19 protein-coding genes and 1 pseudogene are annotated in these 19,200 nt (G+C 64.1%); 4 read left to right on the top strand and 16 right to left on the bottom strand.

The window, feature by feature from the left end; genetic code table 11:
• Window positions 1-75: 75 nt before the first annotated feature.
• Together B2V17_RS06030 and B2V17_RS06025 are read right to left on the bottom strand one after the other, a co-directional pair.
• Window positions 76-417: an endonuclease domain-containing protein gene (locus B2V17_RS06030; protein ID WP_292996226.1), complete on the bottom strand. Its 342-nt coding sequence runs from the start codon at window positions 415-417 to the stop codon at window positions 76-78.
• Between the two features lie 118 nt (window positions 418-535).
• Complete coding sequence (locus B2V17_RS06025) at window positions 536-2,824, bottom strand: ATP-dependent helicase (RefSeq protein ID WP_292996224.1); 2,289 nt, start codon at window positions 2,822-2,824, stop codon at window positions 536-538.
• Between the two features lie 82 nt (window positions 2,825-2,906).
• On the opposite strand from B2V17_RS06025, the gene B2V17_RS06020 reads away from it, so the two are divergent.
• Complete coding sequence (locus B2V17_RS06020; protein ID WP_292996222.1) at window positions 2,907-4,172, top strand: MFS transporter; 1,266 nt, start codon at window positions 2,907-2,909, stop codon at window positions 4,170-4,172.
• Here B2V17_RS06020 and rsmD read toward each other — a convergent pair.
• The 3 genes and pseudogenes from rsmD to B2V17_RS06005 form a co-directional block, all read right to left on the bottom strand.
• Window positions 4,147-4,698, bottom strand: coding sequence for a 16S rRNA (guanine(966)-N(2))-methyltransferase RsmD (rsmD, locus tag B2V17_RS06015; RefSeq protein ID WP_292996220.1), 552 nt, complete (start codon window positions 4,696-4,698; stop codon window positions 4,147-4,149). The genes B2V17_RS06020 and rsmD overlap by 26 nt on opposite strands.
• A 290-nt stretch (window positions 4,699-4,988) precedes the next feature.
• Window positions 4,989-5,735: pseudogene (locus B2V17_RS06010) on the bottom strand (pseudouridine synthase); the annotation flags it as partial.
• Window positions 5,736-5,766: 31 nt separating this feature from the next.
• Window positions 5,767-6,927, bottom strand: a complete 1,161-nt coding sequence (locus B2V17_RS06005; RefSeq protein ID WP_292996216.1) for an aromatic ring-hydroxylating oxygenase subunit alpha — start codon at window positions 6,925-6,927, stop codon at window positions 5,767-5,769.
• Between the two features lie 146 nt (window positions 6,928-7,073).
• Here B2V17_RS06005 and B2V17_RS06000 point away from each other — a divergent pair, with 146 nt between their 5' ends.
• Both B2V17_RS06000 and B2V17_RS05995 read left to right on the top strand, forming a co-directional pair.
• Window positions 7,074-7,424, top strand: a complete 351-nt coding sequence (locus B2V17_RS06000; RefSeq protein ID WP_292996214.1) for a hypothetical protein — start codon at window positions 7,074-7,076, stop codon at window positions 7,422-7,424.
• A 159-nt stretch (window positions 7,425-7,583) separates the two neighbouring features.
• Entirely contained in the window at window positions 7,584-9,158 is a 1,575-nt protein-coding gene (locus B2V17_RS05995; protein ID WP_292996212.1) for an AmpG family muropeptide MFS transporter, read from the top strand.
• Here B2V17_RS05995 and B2V17_RS05990 read toward each other — a convergent pair.
• From B2V17_RS05990 to trpB, 6 genes are all read right to left on the bottom strand, one after another.
• Complete coding sequence (locus B2V17_RS05990) at window positions 9,136-10,443, bottom strand: bifunctional folylpolyglutamate synthase/dihydrofolate synthase (RefSeq protein ID WP_292996210.1); 1,308 nt, start codon at window positions 10,441-10,443, stop codon at window positions 9,136-9,138. The genes B2V17_RS05995 and B2V17_RS05990 overlap by 23 nt on opposite strands.
• A 5-nt stretch (window positions 10,444-10,448) precedes the next feature.
• Window positions 10,449-11,297: an acetyl-CoA carboxylase, carboxyltransferase subunit beta gene (gene accD / locus B2V17_RS05985; RefSeq protein ID WP_292996208.1), complete on the bottom strand. Its 849-nt coding sequence runs from the start codon at window positions 11,295-11,297 to the stop codon at window positions 10,449-10,451.
• A 230-nt stretch (window positions 11,298-11,527) separates the two neighbouring features.
• Window positions 11,528-12,304, bottom strand: coding sequence for a tryptophan synthase subunit alpha (trpA, locus tag B2V17_RS05980; RefSeq protein WP_292996206.1), 777 nt, complete (start codon window positions 12,302-12,304; stop codon window positions 11,528-11,530).
• Entirely contained in the window at window positions 12,301-13,014 is a 714-nt protein-coding gene (locus tag B2V17_RS05975) for a hypothetical protein (RefSeq protein WP_292996204.1), read from the bottom strand. Before B2V17_RS05975 ends, trpA begins: the two co-directional genes overlap by 4 nt.
• Before the next feature lie 79 nt (window positions 13,015-13,093).
• Complete coding sequence (locus tag B2V17_RS05970) at window positions 13,094-13,276, bottom strand: hypothetical protein (RefSeq protein WP_292996202.1); 183 nt, start codon at window positions 13,274-13,276, stop codon at window positions 13,094-13,096.
• Window positions 13,277-13,541: 265 nt separating this feature from the next.
• Window positions 13,542-14,792 (bottom strand): tryptophan synthase subunit beta, encoded by a 1,251-nt coding sequence (trpB, locus tag B2V17_RS05965; protein ID WP_292996200.1) that lies wholly within the window; start codon window positions 14,790-14,792, stop codon window positions 13,542-13,544.
• 233 nt (window positions 14,793-15,025) lie between these two features.
• Between trpB and B2V17_RS05960 the strand changes: the two genes are divergently transcribed.
• Window positions 15,026-15,487 (top strand): hypothetical protein, encoded by a 462-nt coding sequence (locus B2V17_RS05960; RefSeq protein ID WP_292996198.1) that lies wholly within the window; start codon window positions 15,026-15,028, stop codon window positions 15,485-15,487.
• Window positions 15,488-15,544: 57 nt separating this feature from the next.
• Here B2V17_RS05960 and B2V17_RS05955 read toward each other — a convergent pair whose 3' ends face one another.
• Genes B2V17_RS05955 through B2V17_RS05935 form a run of 5 tightly spaced genes read right to left on the bottom strand, consistent with a single transcriptional unit; the run spans window position 15,545 to window position 19,034 of the window.
• Window positions 15,545-16,186, bottom strand: a complete 642-nt coding sequence (locus tag B2V17_RS05955; RefSeq protein ID WP_292996271.1) for a phosphoribosylanthranilate isomerase — start codon at window positions 16,184-16,186, stop codon at window positions 15,545-15,547.
• Between the two features lie 28 nt (window positions 16,187-16,214).
• Complete coding sequence (locus tag B2V17_RS05950) at window positions 16,215-16,955, bottom strand: SIMPL domain-containing protein (RefSeq protein ID WP_292996196.1); 741 nt, start codon at window positions 16,953-16,955, stop codon at window positions 16,215-16,217.
• Window positions 16,956-17,015: 60 nt separating this feature from the next.
• Window positions 17,016-17,693: an orotidine-5'-phosphate decarboxylase gene (gene pyrF / locus B2V17_RS05945; RefSeq protein ID WP_292996194.1), complete on the bottom strand. Its 678-nt coding sequence runs from the start codon at window positions 17,691-17,693 to the stop codon at window positions 17,016-17,018.
• The gene (locus B2V17_RS05940; protein WP_292996192.1) at window positions 17,690-18,022 is read right to left on the bottom strand and encodes a LapA family protein; all 333 of its coding nucleotides are present in this window, start codon (window positions 18,020-18,022) and stop codon (window positions 17,690-17,692) included. The genes pyrF and B2V17_RS05940 overlap by 4 nt, the downstream gene beginning before the upstream one ends.
• A 19-nt stretch (window positions 18,023-18,041) precedes the next feature.
• Complete coding sequence (locus tag B2V17_RS05935) at window positions 18,042-19,034, bottom strand: alpha/beta fold hydrolase (protein WP_292996190.1); 993 nt, start codon at window positions 19,032-19,034, stop codon at window positions 18,042-18,044.
• Window positions 19,035-19,200: the final 166 nt, after the last annotated feature.

Below are 19,200 nucleotides of genomic sequence, written 5' to 3'. Positions count from 1 at the left end.
ACGGGGAGGGGGACCACCGAAGGTGGTGGAGGGGTACAGGCAAGTGTTCACGGCTTCGCTGGCCAACGCGGCATCTTAGTCCTTGGCTAGCCGCCCGGTACAGACCTCGACAATCCGCGCCAACGCGCCTTCCAGATTTTCAAGCACTGCCTTTGCAGGCACGCGCAAAGTCGCAACCTGCTGCGACCGCAAATACTTAGATCGCGCCGCGTCCTTCTTGCGCACGTCCGCACTGTCGTGGCCCCAGCCATCAACCTCAATCGCCAGGCGCGCGGCAGCACAATAGAAATCGAGGATGTAAATGCCCGCCGGGTGCTGACGTCTGAATTTCAGTTCGGCCGGACGTTTCCGTAATTCCTGCCACAACAGCACTTCGGGTAGGCTCATATCGCGCCGAAGCTTGCGCGCTTTGATCAATGTGTCACGAGGCCCTGATACCATCGGTCTATGTCCCCTTTGGCCGGAGAAGATGCGAACACCCGCCTGTACCCCTCCACCATGCTTCGCATGGTCCCCCTCCCCGTTCCGGGGAGGATTACTCCGCCAGCTTCACAAAGCTGTCGATCACCCGCTTCGGCCCGGCGGTTTCGAACTCAATCTCGAGCTTGTTGCCTTCCTGCGCGGTGACGGTGCCGTAGCCGAACTTTTCGTGGAACACCCGTGCACCCAGGCTCACGTCGCTGCGCGGCTTGGCGGCGAAGCTGGCGGCGCTGCGGGTGGCTTCGGGCAGGCGGCGCGGGGTGGGGTCATAGCTTTGCGCGGCGGCACGCTGCCAGCCGGGTCCGCGGGTCATGGTGCGCGCGGGCTGGGCGGCGGCGACATGAGCGAAGGGATCGCCATGTTCAGACCATTGCGCCCGCCACAGCGAGGCGCCGCCCGATAGCGTCGATTCCTGCTCGATGTGCGCTTCGGGCAATTCGGTGATGAACCGGCTGGGGATCGAACTGGTCCATTGGCCGTAAATCCGCCGGTTGGCGGCATGAAGGATCGTGCAGCGCCGCCGTGCGCGGGTAATCGCGACATAGGCGAGGCGCCGTTCCTCCTCCAGACTGGCGAGCCCGCCTTCGTCCATCGCGCGCTGGCTGGGGAACACGCCTTCCTCCCACCCGACCAGGAACAGGTGATCGAACTCCAGCCCTTTGGCGGCGTGGATCGTCATGATCGTGAGCTTTTCGGCCGCATCGTTGGCGTCGTTGTCCATCACCAGGCTGACATGTTCGAGGAAATCGCCGAGCGTCTCGTATTCCTCCATCGCCCGCGCCAGTTCGGTCAGGTTTTCCAGCCGGCCCGCGCTTTCGGCGCTCTTTTCGGCCTGGAGCGCGGCGGTGTAGCCGCTCTCGTCAAGCACGGTACGGGCAAGTTCCGCCGGCGACAGCACCTTGGCCGCGTCACGCCACCTTGCAACATCGCGCATGAAGGCGAGCAGCGTATTGCGCGCGCGGGCCGGCAGTTCGTCGGTATCGCAGATCTCTACCGCCGCGAGGCTGAGCGGAATCGCCCGCGCCCGGGCGTGGCGGTGGAGCTTTTCCAACGTCTTGTCGCCAAGGCCCCGCTTGGGGGCATTATAGATCCGCTCGAAGGCGAGATCGTCGCTTGGCTGGGCAATCAGCCGCAGATAGGCGAGCGCATCGCGGATTTCTGCGCGCTCATAGAACCGGAAACCGCCGACGATCTTGTAGGGCAAGCCGATCGCGATGAAGCGGTCTTCGAACTCGCGGGTCTGGAACTGGGCGCGGACCAAAATTGCCAGCGTGGCCAGCGAAGCTCCCTCGCGCTCCAGCCTTTCGGCCTCTTCGCCGACCCGGCGGGCTTCCTCCGGCCCGTCCCACACCCCGACCACGCGGACCTTGTCGCCGCCGTTCCGCTCGGTCCACAGTGTCTTGCCGAGCCGCTGGCTGTTGGCATCGATCAGGCCCGAAGCGGCGGCCAGAATGTCCGGGGTGGAGCGATAGTTCTGCTCCAGCTTGATCACCTTGGCGCCGGGAAAATCCTGTTCAAACCGCAGGATATTGGCCACTTCTGCGCCGCGCCATGAATAGATCGACTGGTCGTCATCGCCCACCACGCAGATGTTCTTGCGCGCCTGGGCAAGCAGCCGCAGCCACAGGTACTGCACCTGGTTGGTGTCCTGATATTCGTCCACCATGATATATTTGAAGCGCTGCTGATACTGCTCCAGAATCTCGCGGTTGGTCTGCAGGATCTTGAGCATGTGCAGCAGCAGATCGCCGAAATCGCAGACGTTGAGCGCTTTCAGACGGTCCTGATAGAGCCGGTAGAACTTCTGTCCCTGGCCATTGGCATAGGCTTCGCTATCGGCGGCGGAGAGGTCTTGCGGGGAAAGGCCCTTGTTCTTCCAGCGATCGATGCATCCGGCGAGCTGGCGCGCCGGCCAGCGCTTTTCATCGAGCCCTTCGGCCTGGATCAACTGCTTGAGCACGCGCAGCTGATCGTCGGTGTCGATGATCGTATAGTTCGATTGCAGTCCGGCCAGTTCGGCATGGCGGCGCAGCATCTTGGCTGCCATCGAGTGGAACGTGCCGAGCCACGGCATCCCTTCGACCGCCGGGCCGACCAAGTGTCCGACCCGCTCCTTCATCTCGCGCGCGGCGCGATTGGTGAAGGTGACGCACAGGATCTCGCTCGGCCAGGCGAGCCGGCTGCGAACGATATGGGCGAGCCGTGCGGTCAGCGCGGCGGTTTTGCCGGTCCCCGCACCGGCCAGCATCAGCACCGGACCTTCGGTGGCAAGCACGGCTTCGCGCTGCGGCGGGTTCAGGCCGTCAAGCAGCGGGTCGGTGGGGGATTCGGACGGGAGTTGCACCGGTGAACAACTAGGGAACGAATGATTGCCGCGCAAGGCTTGCGGTTGACAGCAGGACGGCCGGCAGCAAGGCAGTGCCACTATGCATCCGATCCGCCAGCACGCCCGCATCCTCACCGCATCGCTTACCGGCACGGCGGTGGAGTTCTATGATTTCTACATCTACGCCACCGCCGCCGCGCTGGTCTTCGGTCCGCTGTTCTTTCCGGCGGAAAGCGCCGCCGCGCAAACCATGTTTGCCTTCATGAGCTTTGGTCTGGCCTTCTTCGCTCGCCCGGTCGGCGCGATCGTGTTCGGCCATTTCGGTGACCGGATCGGGCGCAAATCCACGCTGGTCGCCTCGCTGATGCTGATGGGCCTGTCGACCCTGCTGATCGCCTTCCTGCCTACCTATGCGATGGTCGGGTGGGTCGCGCCGCTGCTGCTGTGCGTGCTCCGGTTCGGGCAAGGTTTCGGGCTGGGCGGGGAATGGGGCGGGGCCTCGCTGCTGGCGGTCGAATATGCCCCGAAAGGGTGGGAAGCGCGGTTCGGCTCCGCTCCGCAATTCGGCGCGCCGGTCGGCTTCCTGGCCGCAAACGGCCTGTTCCTGCTGCTCGGGCTGGTCCTGTCCGATGCCGATTTCAAGGCCTGGGGCTGGCGCATCCCGTTTCTCGCCAGCGCGGTACTGGTCGGGCTGGGCCTGTGGGTGCGGCTGCGCATCGCAGAGACGCCGGCCTTTCGCGAGGCGATGAGCCACAAGCCGCCGCCGGCCGTGCCGATCGCCACGCTGCTCTCGCGCCATTTGGGTGCTGTGCTGGCGGGAACGGCAGGCGCGATCGCCTGCTTCGCGATCTTCTACCTCTCCACCGCCTATGCTCTGGCCCAGGGGACCACGGCGCTCGGCTATACGCGCGAGACTTTTCTGGCGGTCCAGCTGGGTGCCAACTGTTTCTTCGCGCTGGGGATCCTGATCGCGGTAATCCGCGCCGACCAGACCAGTCCGCGCCAGGTTATGCTGACCGGAGCGGTCATGACCATGGTGCTGGGCTCAGTCTTCGGGGCCGGGCTGACCTCGGGTTCGCTGGTCACCATCTTTGTCACGCTGTCGACCGCACTGGTGGTGATGGGCTTCGTCTATGGCCCGCTGGGATCATGGTTGCCGACGCTGTTTCCGGTAACGGTACGTTACAGCGGGATTTCGCTGGCCTTCAACGCGGGCGGGATCGTTGGCGGTGCGCTGACCCCGATCGGAGCGCAAATGCTGGCCGAGGCCGGACAGGCCAGTCATGCCGGGCTTCTGCTGTCGCTGGCCGGGCTGGCGACGCTGATCGGCGTGCTGGCGGCTAAGCCGGCATCCGCAGCAGGGTAATCCGCGCCTTGCCGACCTTGCGGTCGGCGGCAGCTTCGAGCCCCTTGATCTTGGGTTCCTCGTCGGCTGCGGTTTCAAGGCTGATCCAGGTTCCGGCACCGATCCAACCCAGCCGCTGCAACTTGTCGAGCGCAACCGCGCCCGCGCCCGTGCCGTAGGGCGGATCGAGCAGGACCAGATCGAGCGGTGCCTTGGCCGGACCCAGCGCCAGAACCGAAGATGCCCGCACGTCGCACTGCGGCGCGGCGCGGAGGTTGGCGATGTTGCTGCGCAAGGCGCGCAGCGCCGCCGCATCCTGCTCAACGAAGATGCACGAAGCGGCCCCGCGTGAGAGCGCTTCCAGCCCCAGCGCGCCCGATCCGGCGAACAGGTCGGCCACTGCCAGTCCTTCAAAATCGCCGATCCGGCTGACCAGCATCGAGAACAGGGTTTCGCGGGTGCGGTCGGCGGTCGGGCGGGTGGTTTCCCCGGCCGGTGCAACCAGCTTTCGCGCGCGCCACTCGCCGGCGATGATCCGCAGGCTCATTTGCGTGGACCCGGCTTTCTCGGACCCGGTTTGCGCGGTGCGGGCTTGCGGGAAGTGGACGCGGTGCTGGACGCCTTGCGGGAGCCTTCGAACTTGCGGGCGCCATCGGGTTTGCGTGCACCCTCGAACTTGCGCGGGCCATCGGGCTTGCGCGGGGCCGGTTTGCGGGCGGATGGAGCCGCAGTATCAGCCTTGCGCGGTGCGTCGGCTTTGCGCGGGCTGGTCCGTGCGATCCGGGCGCGGGCCTGTTGCGGGGCACTCAGCGTGATCTCGGTCCCGGTCCCGCCGACCAGCGCGCGGCGAAAGCGTTCAACTTCGACCTGGCGGATTTCGGTCGCCTGACCGCGCGGCAGGTCGAGCAGTTCGAACGGGCCATAGCGGGTCCGCAGCAGGCGGCTGACCTCTAGCCCGAGGTGTTCCAGCACGCGCCGCACTTCGCGGTTCTTGCCTTCGGTTATGGTCACCTCGATCCACTGGTTGCGGCCGGTGCTGCGCTCAAGATTGGCGTCGATCTTGCCATAGCGCACCCCGTCGATCTCCACCCCCTCGATCAGTTCCTCGAGCTGGGCCTGGGTCACATCGCCAAAGGTGCGGGCGCGGTAGGTCCGGGGCAGGCCGGTGGAGGGCAGCTCCATCGCGCGCTTGAGCTCGCCGTCGTTGGTCAGGATCAGCAGACCCTCGGTGTTGAAGTCGAGCCGCCCGACCGGCATCACCCGTCCGGCGTCCTGCGGCAGGGCATTGCGCAGCGCGGTATAGATCGTTGGCCGCCCGGAGAACTCGCGCTCCGCCGTCAGCAGGCCAGCCGGCTTGTGGAATATAAAGATCCGGGTCGGTTCGGCAGCCTTGACCGGCTTTTCGTCCACGGTGACCCCGCGAAGGGTCTTCAACACCGTGGCAGGCGTTGTAAGCACTTCGCCGTTCAGTTTGACCCGTCCGTCAGCGATCATCCGTTCCACTTCGCGGCGGCTGGCCACGCCGGCCCGGGCCAGCAACTTGGCGATGCGTTCGCCCTCACGCGGTGGTTCTGGTGCGGTCATGCGCCGCCCATAGGCGGAACGGCGCGGCTAGTCACCCCTCAGCCAGGGCGAGCTGCTCTGCGATGATCTCATGCAGGCGGAGGATCCCGCCTTCCAGCGTGCCGAGCGTTAGATGCGGGACCGCGCCGGTAGCAAGCCCTTGCTGGCCCAGCGCGGCCGCGCGGAAGTCTTCCCCGGCGAACACCCCGCCATCGAGCAGGGTCCAGCTCCGTTCCCAGTGGCTGCGCGCCTTGTCGGTCTGCGGTTCTTCGGGGATCAGCATGAAGTCCTCGACCAGGGTCCGGTCATGCCCCTGCGGCCACAGCGTCATTATGTTGATATAATCCGGGCTGATCACCAGCACCGTCGCCGGAAACAGCTGGTAGGCAAAGGTCCCGATCCGGCGCAGCGCGGCCATGTCGGTGAAATCGATTCCTTCGAGCTCAGCCGCGCGGGCGACGAAACTGCGCTGGTGCGGGCCGATCTGATCGCCGCTGGTCACCCCGTCCTTGAAAAACGGCCCGATCGTTGCGGCATGGAGCCGGGCAACATGGTAGCTTTCCAGAAAGGCGTCCATGATCAGCTTCCAGTTGGAAGCAACCTCGTGCGTCTGACGCCGGAACAAGTGTAGGTCCGCCATCGCGAAGGCATCGAAATCCGCGCCGAGCGTGCGCATGGCCGAGAAATCCGCGCCCTCTTGCGGGGCGAACCAGATCAGCCCGCCAGCCTCGCAGCTGTCCAGTTCGACCAGACCGTAGTCGGCCTTGCCGAGGCCCGGAAAGGCGTCGGGCCGGGGCAGGGCGAGCAGGCGACCGTCGGTGGCAAAGGTCCAGGCGTGGTAGGGACAAGTCATCCGCTTGGAGCACTGGACTTCGCTCCCCTCAACCAGCCGGGTGCCGCGGTGGCGGCAGACGTTGAGGAAGACATGCGCCTTGCCCTCCCCATCGCGGGTGATCAGCAGTGGGCGACCGCTGGCATCGTGCGGCACCGCCATATTGGGCTGCGGGATCAGGGCCGAAGGGCAGAGTACTTGCGGCAGCCGGGCAAACAGCCCGTCGTGCTCGCGCTGCCAATGCGCAGGGTCGGTATAGACCGCTGCAGGGACGGTGGAAATGCCGCGATTGACCCGGGTGCAGCCGTCGGCAATCGCCTGGGCCAGGGCAAGCTGGCCGGGGGTGGGCGCGGTACCGGGCAAGGTTTCGGCGTGACTCATCGCCGCGCAGAATAGCCCAAATTTCGTTCGCGTCACGAAAATCGGTGCGTAATGCAATTTGGGCTTTGTTCGCCGGCCGTTTTTTTGCTTTACTGCGGCGTCACGATATTTGTTGGCAATGGGTCGCATCAGGGGAGTCTACGGCAATGAAAGTTTCACGCAGGACCGTATTCGGCAGTGCGGCAGCAGCGGCTGCGGCGGCGGTTGTTCCCTCGGTCGCTTCGGCGGCGGTGGCAAACGGCGATCGCAAGCGCCTGGCCGACAAGTTAGCCCGCGGCGAAATGATCGAGAACGAGCATTTCGAATTCTTCGACGGCAAGCCGGTGATGATCGGCGGCCCGGCCAAGTTCCGTCTGCGCAATTGCCGCTTCACCTGGCACGGCAAGGCGCCCGCCGGATACCTGGCCTTCACCCGCCAGAACTCGGGCGAGATGGCCAACTGCGTGTTCGAGCATGCCTCGGGTGCAGCGCGGCCGATGACGATCCGCAAGATCTGATTCTGCCGAAAGCCGCGCATTTGCGCGGAGCATGGTTCAAAAAGCCGTGAGCGGATTGATCCGCTCACGGCTTTTTTGTTTGCCAACAGGCGGCAGGCCTTCCGCCACGGCTACCACCTGCTAAGCTGCGAGCAAGCTTGCTGGGACAAGAGGGTGCCGATGTCTGTTGAATTGAGCCGGTTTTTGATCTTTGCCGGGGTCCTTGCGGCTTTGGTGGTGTTCGCTGCGACCAGCAAGTCATTCAAACCCTACTTGGCCAAGGCACCGCTGGTGGCGTTTTTGCTGGGTATTTCAAGCGGCTTTCCGCTGACCTTGCTGATTGCGACGATGACGTTCTGGCTTGCCAAGGTCGGCATCGACAAAGCCACGATCGGCTTTCTGGTCGCCCTTGGGATACCCTACACCCTTAAGTTCCTGTGGGCCCCGCTGGTCGACAAATTGCACATCCCGGTGCTGAGCAAGGCGCTTGGACAGCGCCGGGCCTGGCTGTTTGTGATCCAGGCACTGCTGCTGATTTCGGTCTGGCAACTTGGCGCGAGCAATCCGCAGCCGGGCGCGATGGGCAGCTTCGCGCTGTGGGCGTTTATTACGGCGTTCCTTTCCGCAACCCAGGACATCGTCATTGATGCCTATCGGATCGAGATTCTCGACGATGAAAACATGGCGCACGGGACGGCCAGCAACCAGTTCGGCTATCGCACCGGCAATCTGATCGCAGGTGCCGGCACGATCTACCTCGCTTCGGCTGAGGGGTTGGGGCTTGGCTGGGCTACTGCCTATGGATTGACCGCATTTGCCATCGTGCCGGCGATCCTGGGCGCACTGTGGATCGGACCCGGAACCTTTGTAGATCGTTTCGCCAATGTCAGCGGCATGAAGCCCGGCGAATGGCTGACCGAAGCCGTGGTCAATCCGTTTCGTGAGTTTCTGTCGCGCGATGGTGCCTTTCTGATCCTGGGCTTTGTGCTGATCTACAAAATCGGCGATGCCATGGGGCAGACGATGCTCAGCCCGATGATCGTCGATCTGAAGTTTGCCGATCTCGATTATGTCTCGGCGAACAAGCTGTGGGGTTTTGCGGCGCTGATCATCGGTTCGGCCCTTGGTGCTCCATTTATCCTCTGGCTCGGGATGGGCCGGGCGCTGCTGATTTCCGGCCTGATGATGATGTTCTCCAATCTGATGTTCATGATCCTGGCCTCGGTCGGCAACAATTACTGGATGCTGGTCGCTGCAATCGGGACGGAAAACCTGACGAGCGGCATCGGCTTGACCGTGTTTGCAACCTACCTCTCCGGCCTGTCGAACATCGCTTACACTGCTACGCAGTTCGCGCTGCTATCATCCTTTGCCGGGGTCGGACGGACCTTCATGGCTGGGCCTGCCGGGATCCTGGCGGAAAGGCTCGGCTGGTTCGGATTCTGGGGCGTTACCGTTGTGGCTGCCATTCCGGGCATGTTCCTGCTGTGGCTGCTGTGGAGCAAGGGCTACGTCGTTGCCTCGGTTCGGCAGACCAAGGCTGTCGATGAAAAGGCCTTGCGCGCGCCCTTGCCACTGATGCGGATCTTCGGCTCGGCAGTTGCGGTTGTAGGCCTTGTCGGCGTGCTGCTGGCTCAAACCCTTGGCTGGGAAACCGGCACAGCCTGGACTTTCTTCGCCGTATTGGTGGCGGGGGCGGGCGTCGCCTGGTTTTCGCCGGGCAAGTCCGCCGTCAGTCCGGAAACTCCCGGTTGAGCCGCAGTACTTCGCCCGCGAGGTAAAGCGATCCGGCGATCAGTACATCGCCTTCCGCCGGCAGCGCCTGCAAGGCCGCCGCGACATCGCTGAATGCCCGCACCGGCAAGTCGGCGTGGGGGGCAATGTCTTCGGGCCGGTGGGCGTCGTGGCCAGGGGCGGGGACGACCGACAGGCTCAGTAGCTTGCCTTTCAGGGGAGCGACGATCGCGGCCGGATCCTTGTTCGCCAGCATGCCAGTGATCAGGTGCAGCGGCGCGGCATCGGCAAAGTGCCGGGCGATCGCGAGGCCGGCATCGGCGTTGTGCCCGCCATCGAGCCAGACCCGGCGGTCCGGGACCAGCGCGGTCAGCGGGCCTTCACCCAGCAGCTGCAGCCGGGCCGGCCAGCGCGCGGCGCGGATGCCCTCGGCCATGGCGGCGGGGGAGACCGTGACTTGCGTCTGGTGGCGCAACATCGCCACGGCGAGCGCGGCATTGTCGGCCTGGTGCGTGCCGACCAGCGCCGGCAGCGGCAGATCCAGCGTGCCGAACCGGTCGCGATAGGCGATCCCGCTGCCGATCTCGGCAAACCAGTCGAGCCCGCGGATCGCGGTCTTCGCGCCGACCTTCATGGCGTGATCGATCACCGTCTTGGTCACTTCCGGCGGGTAGGCCTGAGTCACCAGCGGCACGCCGGGGCGAGCGATCCCGGCCTTTTCGAAAGCGATCCGGCACAGCGGATCGGTCGGCAGGCCCGGTTCGGGTACGAGCAGGAATTCCTTGTGATCGATCCCCAGCGTGGCGATCCCGCAAGCGGCCTGGCCATCGAGCACGTTGGTCGCATCGAGCCGTCCTCCCAGGCCAACCTCGATCACGCAGGCGTCGGCAGGAATGCGGTGGAATCCCAGGAAATAGGCGGACGCGGTGACTTCGAAGAAGCTGGGCGAAAGGTCTTCGCCATGGTCGAGCACTTCGTTCAGCAGGTCGGCCAGCAATTCGTCGTCGATCAGCTTACCCGCGATCCGGATTCGTTCGTTGTAGCGGACCAGGTGCGGCTTGGTCGCGGCGTGGACGGTCAGCCCCTCGGCCTCAAGCATGGCGCGCAGATAGGCGCAGGTGCTGCCCTTGCCGTTGGTTCCGGCGACGTGGAACACCGGCGGCAAGTTTCGCTGCGGATTGCCGAGCCGGGCGAGCAGTTCGTGCATCACCTCCAGCTCCAGCCGCCCGCTCGGCAGGCTCAGCGCGCCCAGCCGGTCAAGCTGCGCCTGAACGCGCGGGTTTTCGGAAACGGCGAAGTCTTTCACGCGGCTCAGGCCGCCTTGGCCGCGCTCAGATAGTCCAGCACGCTGGCCAGCTTCGCCTTTAGATCGCGGCGATGGACCACCATGTCGATCATCCCGTGTTCGAGCAGGTATTCCGCACGCTGGAACCCTTCGGGCAGCTTTTCGCGGATCGTGTCCTGGATCACCCGCTGGCCGGCAAAGCCGATCAGGCAGCCCGGCTCGGCGATCTGGATATCGCCCAGCATCGCATAGCTGGCGGTAACCCCGCCGGTGGTCGGGTCGGTCAGCACCACCACATAGGGCAGCCCGGCCTGATTGAGCCGGCGGATCGCCACGGTGGTCTTGGGCATCTGCATCAGGCTGAGGATGCCTTCCTGCATCCGCGCGCCGCCGGCGGCGGTGCAGATCACATAGGCGCATTTTTCCTTGAGCGCCCGGTCAGCCCCGGCGACGAAGGCCGCGCCGACCGCCATGCCCATCGATCCGCCCATGAAGGCGAAGTCCTGCACACCCAGCACGCATTTGTGACCCTCGATCGCGCCGAGCGCGTTGGTCAAGGCATCGGGATGCGGATTGGCGAGCCGGGCGGCCTTCAGCCGGTCGGGATACTTCTTCTGGTCCTTGAACTTCAGCGGGTCTTCCTTGACCTTCGGCGTGTCGAGCACCGTGAAGCCTTCATCCAGCAACTGTGCAAAGCGCGCATCCGCGCCGATCCGGCCGTGATGCTCGCAGCGCGGGCAGACCGACTGGTTTTCCTCATATTCCTTGGTGAAGAGCATTTCCTTGCACGAGGGGCAGCTCGTCCAGAGATTGTCGGGAGTGTCGCGCTTATCCTTGAAGGGAAGCGCTTTGCGAACGCGGTCAATCCAGCTCATGCGGGGGCTTTAGCGCAGTGTTCCGGCGTTTGCGAGTGGGGAAGTGTTCGAAGGGTTCACGCAGAGGCGCAGAGGAAGAAGGAGAGGCGCAGAGGGGTAGCGCCCGCGGCGAAGCCGCTGTTCGTTTCGACGTTGCACAAAACGCATCGTCGAATTGATTCAAGAGCCTGCGGCTCAGCAGAACCTCTCTGCGCCTCTTTTCTTCCTCTGCGCCTTTGCGTGAACTATTCCTAACGCGCCGAATGCACCGCATTAGCGAGCGCCCGCGTCAGCTCGAGCACCGGACCAGCGGCATTCGCCCCGTGCTCGCCGACCAGATCGACCAGCGCCGAGCCGACCACCACGCCATCTGCAACCTTGGCGATCGCGGCCGCCTGTTCGGGGGTGCGCACGCCAAAGCCGACCGCTACCGGGATGGTGGCGCTGGCTTTCAGCCGGGTGACGGCTTCCTCGATGCTGGTCTGCGCGGCCTGCTGCATTCCGGTGATCCCGGCGACCGAGACATAGTAGAGGAACCCGGACGAACCCTCGAGCACGGCTGGGAGCCGCGCGGCGTCGGTGGTCGGGGTGGCAAGCCGGATCAGACTGACCCCCGCGGCGCGCAGCGCAGGGCCGAGCTCGGGGTCTTCCTCGGGCGGGATATCGACGCAGATCACCCCGTCGACCCCGGCCTGCCGGCACTGGTCCGCAAACCATTCCGGCCCGCGTGTGATCATCGGATTGGCATAGCCCATCAGCACCAGCGGCACCTCGGGATGGCGCGCGCGAAAGGCAGCAGCCATGGCAAAGATATCGGCGGTGGTGGTGCCTGCGCCGAGCGAGCGCAGGTTGGCCTGCTGGATCGCCGGGCCATCGGCCATCGGATCGGTGAACGGCATCCCCAGCTCGATCACATCCGCACCGCCTGCGACGAGGGCGTCGAGGATATCGGCAGTCGGCCCGTCACCTCCGGTGACGAAGGTGACAAGGGCGGGGCCCTTGACGAAGGCAGAGGAGAGGCGGGTCATCGCTGCCGCCCTAGTCGAGAGTGCAAGGACACCGCAAGTTTCAGGATTGCGAGAATCGGGAATAGCAAAAGCAATAGGCGCATAGGTAAACCCATTACAGGATGTGGGCCTGCGCAAGATTGCATCAGCAGGAGAAACATACCGCCGCAAGGTCGATCGACCGTGAACCAATCGGTTGCAAGGCCAATAAGGATCATACCAAAGCAAACAAGAATACCGGATAACAAGGCATAGCTGGTCAGAACCTCCAGAACACGTCGTTTGGGCGGCTTCGTTGCGATGAAATCGGCCAAGTGCCAGATTATGACAGGCACGAAGGCGAAGGCGTAGAGTTCAAGGTTGCTGGCCAGTAGAAAAGCCATGTAGTCCGGAAAGTGCGAAACTTCTCTAGCAATGTAGAGCTTCGGAAAGCGGACGAACCAGGTAACACAAAGGCCTAGTACGGTCGCAAAGGCCAAGATAGACATGCTGGAAAACCAATATATTAGCTTCCGTCGAAACTCCCGTGTTAGCATTGAGGCTGATGAGGAATGGTGCAATGTGGCGCTTTCGCTCGTAAGGCGCGAACCCACCCGTATGCTGGCCGCAATCACAAGCGTCGCCAGCGTGATGCCGAAAAAGCCAGCGATCAAATCGGTGATTGGCTCAAGCGGCGGGCGGCAGCCAAAACAGTGATTTTCTAAGGCGGAGGCTGCAGCCGTTAGGCTCACTGATCAGCCCCTAGATCCTCTGATTCCAAATCGATACCGATGTTGCATTTGCCCTTGGCAAAGACGGTTGGGAGGCGGGTCATGATGGTCGATTCCGGAATGCTAGGTAAAACACGGCAAGCGCCAGGGCGATCAAGGCATAGCCGCCGATGAGCAAGGCTGTTTCCAGCGCCGAATTGGCCGGCACGGACTCCATACCCTGAAAGCAGCCCCACGCGGCGAGCGTCAGGAGCACGCCCTGAATCCCGCGCTTGTGGTCCATTAAAGTTTGACCCCCAGATGTCCCGCGACCGAGACGAAAGCCCTCGCGACGTGGCCTGCGGAAAAATTGGAAGAGAAGCGGGCCATTCAGTTGGTGTCTTTGCTTAATCCGCCGCCCAAGAGGCCAACGAAAACTGCGGCTAGTACCAATGGTGTGAATTCAAACAGACTCCTGAATGGTCGTCCTAGAAACCAATCCGATGCCCAGGACAGCAACATAGCCATGGCCACGAAAACGCCACCTGACTTTGCCACGCGAGCGATCTTCACAGCTCCACCCCCAAATGCTCCGCGACCGAGAAGATGTCCTTGTCGCCGCGTCCGCAGAGATTGACGAGCACGATGCTGTCCTTGGGCATGGTCGGGGCGATCCGGGCCACGGCGGCGATCGCGTGGCTGGGTTCCAGCGCGGGGATGATGCCTTCGGTGCGGCACAGCAGCTGGAAGCCTTCGAGCGCTTCGGTATCGGTGACCGAGGTGTAGTCCACCCGGCCGACATCGCGCAGCCAGGCGTGTTCCGGGCCGATCCCGGGATAGTCGAGGCCCGCGCTGATCGAGTGGCCTTCGGTGATCTGGCCGTCGGAGTCCTGCAGCAAGTAGGTCTTATTGCCGTGGAGAATGCCGGGGCGTCCGCCGGCGAGGCTGGCGGCGTGTTCCTTGTCGAGCCCGTGCCCGGCCGCTTCGACGCCGAGCATCCTGACGCTGGCATCATCGAGGAACGGATGGAACAGGCCGATCGCGTTGCTACCCCCGCCGATCGCCGCGACTAGCAGGTCGGGCAGGCGGCCGGTGCGGGCGAGCATCTGGGCGCGGGCTTCCTTGCCGATCACGCTCTGGAAATCGCGGACCAACTCGGGATAAGGGTGCGGGCCGGCGGCGGTGCCGATGATGTAGAAGGTGTCGTGGACATTGGCGACCCAGTCGCGCAGCGCCTCGTTCATCGCGTCCTTCAGCGTCGCGGCACCGGCGGTTACCGGGCGGACTTCGGCGCCGAGCAGCTTCATCCGGAATACGTTGGGGGCCTGCCGCGCCACGTCGGTTGCGCCCATGAAGATCACGCAGGGCAGGCCAAAGCGCGCGCAGACGGTGGCGGTGGCAACGCCGTGCTGGCCCGCGCCGGTTTCGGCAATGATCCGGGTCTTGCCCATCCGCATCGCCAGCAGGATCTGCCCGACGCAGTTGTTGATCTTGTGCGCGCCGGTGTGGTTGAGCTCGTCGCGCTTGAACCAGACCTGGGCGCCGCACTCAGGTTTCCCTTGGGAAACCGCCAGCGAACGAAGCTCCTCGGTGATCCGGGGGGCGAAATAGAGCGGGCTGGGGCGACCCACGTAATGTTCCAGCAGGTCGTCGAATTCGGCATGGAACGCCGGATCGACCTTGGCCGCGGTGTACTCCCGCTCAAGGTCGAGAATCAGCGGCATCAGCGTTTCGGCGACATAACGCCCACCGAACTGGCCGAAATGCCCGCGCTCGTCAGGCTGGTTGCGAAAAGAGTTTGCTGGCGGATTTGCTGTCATCACGCGACCAGCGCTTGGCAGAGCGGGGCCGCGAAGTCCAGCCTTGCCGCAGCGTCCGATGGTGAAGGCGCTGGTAACAATGTTGTCAGTTTGAAATACAATATGTGGTATATTAGCCACATTAGGTTGTTGTTGCGTAATTTATGAACGCCTAGTTCATTCGCGAGCAAGCTGGCGGTTCCTACCTAGCTCCTCGACCCCTTTACCGGGGCTGAATCACAAAGGAGTTTGTAATGCGCAAGATCGTCCTCCCGTTGCTCGCCTCGCTGGCCCTGGCCAGCCCGGCGCTGGCCAACGAAACCCGCGTCGAGGCGCGTGGCGGCGTGATCTGGACCAATGGCACCAGCGAAGAAACCTATGGCGCCGCGATTGGCCATGACTTCGATCTGGGCGAGACCACTTTTGCCGGCGTCGAAGTTTCTGGCGACAAGATCGATGCCGCCGGCACCAAGGTTGCCTTCGGCGCGACCGGCCGCTTCGGCGTGAAGGCCGGAACCGGCACCAAGCTCTATGGCGCGGGCGGCTACACCACCGAAGCCTGCGACCTGTGCGAAGGCCAGTGGCACCTGGGTGCCGGGCTGGAGCAGAAGATTTCCGGACCGGTCTACGTCAAGGCTGAATACCGGCACTTCTTCGAAAACGACGTGGTTGCCAGCGGCGATGCGCTGGTGGCCGGCGTCGGCATCAAGTTCTGATTATACCGATCGGAAACACTGAGTGGGAAGGGCGGCCTGGAAACGGGCCGCCCTTTTCTATGTGCCGCGCGCCGCTTTGCAGAAGGCGGCGATCAGGTCCGCGTCCTTGATCCCGGGTGCGCTCTCCACGCCCGAAGCGGTATCGACCAGCGGCGCGCCGGTCTGCCGCACGGCGTCTCCGACATTTCGGGGGGAAAGCCCGCCGGCCAGCCCCCAGGGCAGAGGGGCCTTCCAGCCGGACAGCAGGTTCCAGTCAAAGCTCAGCCCCATCCCGCCGGGCAAAGTGCCCTTCGGGGTCTTGGCATCGAGCAACAGTAAATCGGCGGCACCGGCATAGTCCTGAGCCTTGGCCAGATCAGCGCGCGCGGAAACCGACAGCACCTTCCACACCGGCAGGCCGAATTGCGCGCGGGCCTGCGCCACGCGCTCCGGGCTCTCGCTGCCGTGGAACTGCAAGGCATCGAGCGGGGCTGCAGCGAGCACTTCGGCCAGCAGGGCATCGGCGGCATCGACGAAAACCCCGACCCGCGTGACATGACCCTCGGCGCGGTGCGACAGCTCACCGGCCTGGGCGGGTGCGGCATAGCGCGGGGAAGGCGGGTAGAAGTTGAAACCGACATGGCTCGCCCGCGCGGCAATCGCCGCGTCGAGCGCCGGCATCGTGGTGATGCCGCAGATCTTGATTGCGGGGCGGGCCATCATGACCCGCCGCCTAGCTTGCCTTGCCTCAGGGTGCCAGTTCGAACTGCACCGTCAAGCTGATCTGCGCTTCAACCTGACCGGCCGCGATCGGACTGGACGAGGCATCGGCCATCTTGGCCATGGCGTAAACCGGTTGCTGCGGAGCATAGCCGCCGCCTTCGCTGATCGAAACGATCCGGACCACCCGCAGCCCGGCGGCCTTGGCATAAAGTTCGGCGCGGGCCCGCGCAGCCTTCATCGCGGCGGTGCGCGCTTCGTCCATCGCTGCGCTGGGGTCCGACATTTCGAACGAAGGGCCGTTGACCTGATTGGCGCCCGAGGAAACCAGCGCATCGAGCACCTTGCCGAAGCCCTTGATGTCGCGGCTGCGAATGTTGACGCTGTTGGTGGCTTGATATCCGACGATCCGCGGTTCCTGAACGATCTGGCCATTGGGATCGACCACCGGCTGACCATAGACCGGGTTGAGACTGATCTGGCTGGTCTGGATGTCCTTGTCGGCAATCCCGGCCTTTTTCAGCGTGGCGATCACCTTGGTCATGGCGGCAGCATTTGCGGCGAGCGCCTCGCTGGCGGTGCTGCCCTGTGTCACGACACCGGCGTTGAAGGTGGCGAGATCGGGGGTGCGCGCCGATTTGCCCTCGCTTGAAATGGTCAGCAGGGTTGAAGTGGCGGCAATGGCGGGTTGGTCGGAATGGGCCATGGCAACTCCGGGCATAGCGAGAGCAAGGGCGAGCGGGGCGAGGGCGAACTTCAAGGATTTCATGCAATTGGCTCCTGATAATGCCCCGTTGCTAGTTTCCCGCGGCTTGACCTCGGCTGAATGCTACAGCGTTGCCTCGATGGCCCGCGCGGCTGCGGCCGGATCATCGGCGCGGGCGATCGGACGACCGATCACCAGCACGGATGCGCCGGCATCGCGGGCCTGGCGCGGGGTAACCGCGCGCTTCTGGTCGCCCAGCTTGGCATCGGCCGGGCGCAGGCCGGGGACCACCAGGAACCCGTCGCGCCACTTCGCGTGGACCGCGGCAACCTCGTGCCCGGAACAGACGATTCCATCGAGCCCGGCAGCGCGGGCCAGTTCGGCGAGCCGCATCACCTGGTCGTGCGGCTGCCCGGTCATCCCGGTCGCGGCCATGTCAGCTTCATCCATGCTGGTCAGCAGCGTGACCGCCACGACCTTGCAGTTTTCGCCGGCCGCGGCCTTGGCATCCTCCATCATCGCCTGTCCGCCCGCAGCGTGCACGGTAACGATGGCCGGTTCGAGAACATGGATCGCCTGCATCGCTCCGGCGACCGTATTGGGAATGTCGTGCAGCTTCAGATCGAGGAAGATCGGCAAGCCCAGCTTGTGCACTTCGAGCACGCCGTGATGGCCGTGAGCACAGAAGAACTCCAGCCCCAGCTTGACCCCGCCGATATGGGCCTTGGCCTTTTGCGCGACCGCGATGGCCGTATCAAGACGGGGGAAATCGAGCGCGAGGTAGATCGGGTTGGTGCTCATGGCAGGGGGGGCGGTGCTTCCGGGGTTGCAGCTTCAAGCTGGGTGGAGGTGGCGATGGGTGCAGACTGGCTGGCCGACTTGACCGAGTTTTCGAGGAAGCTGATCCGCCGCGTCAGCCGCCAGCGCGCGCCCTTGTGCAGCAGCCACATCGGCAGGAAGCCCAGCGCCATCGAGATGATTACGATGAAGCCGACCGGCCATTCGAGATGGACATAGTTGCCGTCCTGCAGCGGCCACAGGTTCAGTGGAACGGTCTGCCAGTTTATCGCGATAAAGGCGACCAGCGCGATGGTGACGAGCAGCAGCAGCAGTGTACGGATCAATTGCATGGCGAACCCTCCATTGCGATCAGGGCTTTATGGTGGCGATGCTAGATGGCTTGGCGGGCGAAGGGAAGGGCTTCGAAAGAAAGGCATCAAGATCAGCGGCGGAACGGTCGGGCGCCTCTTCCATCGGCAGGTGGCCAATGCCGGGATAGACGATCTTGGTTGAGCCCGCGATCCGCTGCGCAAACCAGTCCGCGCCGTTGGCCGGGATCAGTTTGTCCTCGGCGCCCCACAGGATCAGCGTCGGCACCTTGATCGAGCCAATCGCTTCGACGTTGCGGTTGCGGGTGCCGTATTGGGCAAAGCGGGCACCTGTTGCGGCGCGATTGCCCGGATAGCGGTTAAGTTCCCAATAGCGGTCGATTGCCGCAGGCGTGACGATCGCGTGGTTCGAGACCGAACCGTGGAGCGACTTCTCGAACACCGAGCGCGGGGTGATGATCAGAGCCAGCTTGCTGAAGCCGGGCGTGCGGGCAATCCGGAAACCGATCGGCAGCTGCTTGTTCGGATCATCCGGCGGGCCGGCGGCATCGACCAGCACCAGATGGGTCAGCTTGTCCGGGTGGGCAAGGGCATATTCCCAGGCGACGTAGCCGCCCATCGAATTGCCGGCGAGGGCAAAGCGGTTGACGCCCAGCTTGTTCAGCAAGGCATCGAGCGTGCCGACAAAGGCGGGTGCATCATACTGCCCGGTCGGGTTCGGTCCGGTCAGCCCGTGGCCGATCTGGTCGAGGCTGATGATCCGGTACTTGGCGCCTAGCCGCGCTACCCACGGCTCCCACGTGTGGAGCGAGGCATTTGAGCCATGCAGCAGGACCAGCACCGGGCCATCGCGCTTGCCCTCATCGCGGACATGCATGGTCACGCCGCCGCCAATATCGACGAATTGCGAGGCGGGAGAGGCGTACTTGGCGCGCATCGCGGCGGGGCCAGTGTCGGGGGTGTAGCCGATGGCGAACAGGGCGATGAGGGCGACCAGGAAGAGGCCGCAGATCCATTTGAAAGCTCGCTTCACGTGCTATCGTCCCCTTTTCCCGTCACCCTGCACTTGTTTCAGGGCCCATTCTTCGTCACGGCGCCTGGGGTTGTGACACGCTGAGACGCTATCGTCACGCCACTTTCCCAAGCTCTGGACTTGCGGCCCGATGGGTCCTGAAACGAGTTCAGGATGACGATTCCGG

Origin of the sequence: Novosphingobium sp. UBA6272, assembly GCF_002440635.1 — a bacterium.
Taxonomy (GTDB): Bacteria; Pseudomonadota; Alphaproteobacteria; order Sphingomonadales; family Sphingomonadaceae; genus Novosphingobium.
This window is presented reverse-complemented; position numbering and strand designations above follow the sequence as displayed.

Coding starts and splice junctions, on each gene's coding strand:
- trpB (WP_292996200.1), bottom strand. CDS start 14,792: ATGACAGCAAATCCGCCAGCAAACTCTTTTCGCAACCAGCCTGACGAG.
- pyrF (WP_292996194.1), bottom strand. CDS start 17,693: ATGAGCACCAACCCGATCTACCTCGCGCTCGATTTCCCCCGTCTTGAT.
- B2V17_RS05970 (WP_292996202.1), bottom strand. CDS start 13,276: ATGGACCACAAGCGCGGGATTCAGGGCGTGCTCCTGACGCTCGCCGCG.
- B2V17_RS05960 (WP_292996198.1), top strand. CDS start 15,026: ATGCGCAAGATCGTCCTCCCGTTGCTCGCCTCGCTGGCCCTGGCCAGC.
- rsmD (WP_292996220.1), bottom strand. CDS start 4,698: ATGAGCCTGCGGATCATCGCCGGCGAGTGGCGCGCGCGAAAGCTGGTT.
- B2V17_RS06000 (WP_292996214.1), top strand. CDS start 7,074: ATGAAAGTTTCACGCAGGACCGTATTCGGCAGTGCGGCAGCAGCGGCT.
- B2V17_RS05940 (WP_292996192.1), bottom strand. CDS start 18,022: ATGCAATTGATCCGTACACTGCTGCTGCTGCTCGTCACCATCGCGCTG.
- B2V17_RS06020 (WP_292996222.1), top strand. CDS start 2,907: ATGCATCCGATCCGCCAGCACGCCCGCATCCTCACCGCATCGCTTACC.
- B2V17_RS05955 (WP_292996271.1), bottom strand. CDS start 16,186: ATGGCCCGCCCCGCAATCAAGATCTGCGGCATCACCACGATGCCGGCG.
- trpA (WP_292996206.1), bottom strand. CDS start 12,304: ATGACCCGCCTCTCCTCTGCCTTCGTCAAGGGCCCCGCCCTTGTCACC.
- accD (WP_292996208.1), bottom strand. CDS start 11,297: ATGAGCTGGATTGACCGCGTTCGCAAAGCGCTTCCCTTCAAGGATAAG.
- B2V17_RS05995 (WP_292996212.1), top strand. CDS start 7,584: ATGTCTGTTGAATTGAGCCGGTTTTTGATCTTTGCCGGGGTCCTTGCG.
- B2V17_RS06005 (WP_292996216.1), bottom strand. CDS start 6,927: ATGAGTCACGCCGAAACCTTGCCCGGTACCGCGCCCACCCCCGGCCAG.
- B2V17_RS05950 (WP_292996196.1), bottom strand. CDS start 16,955: ATGAAATCCTTGAAGTTCGCCCTCGCCCCGCTCGCCCTTGCTCTCGCT.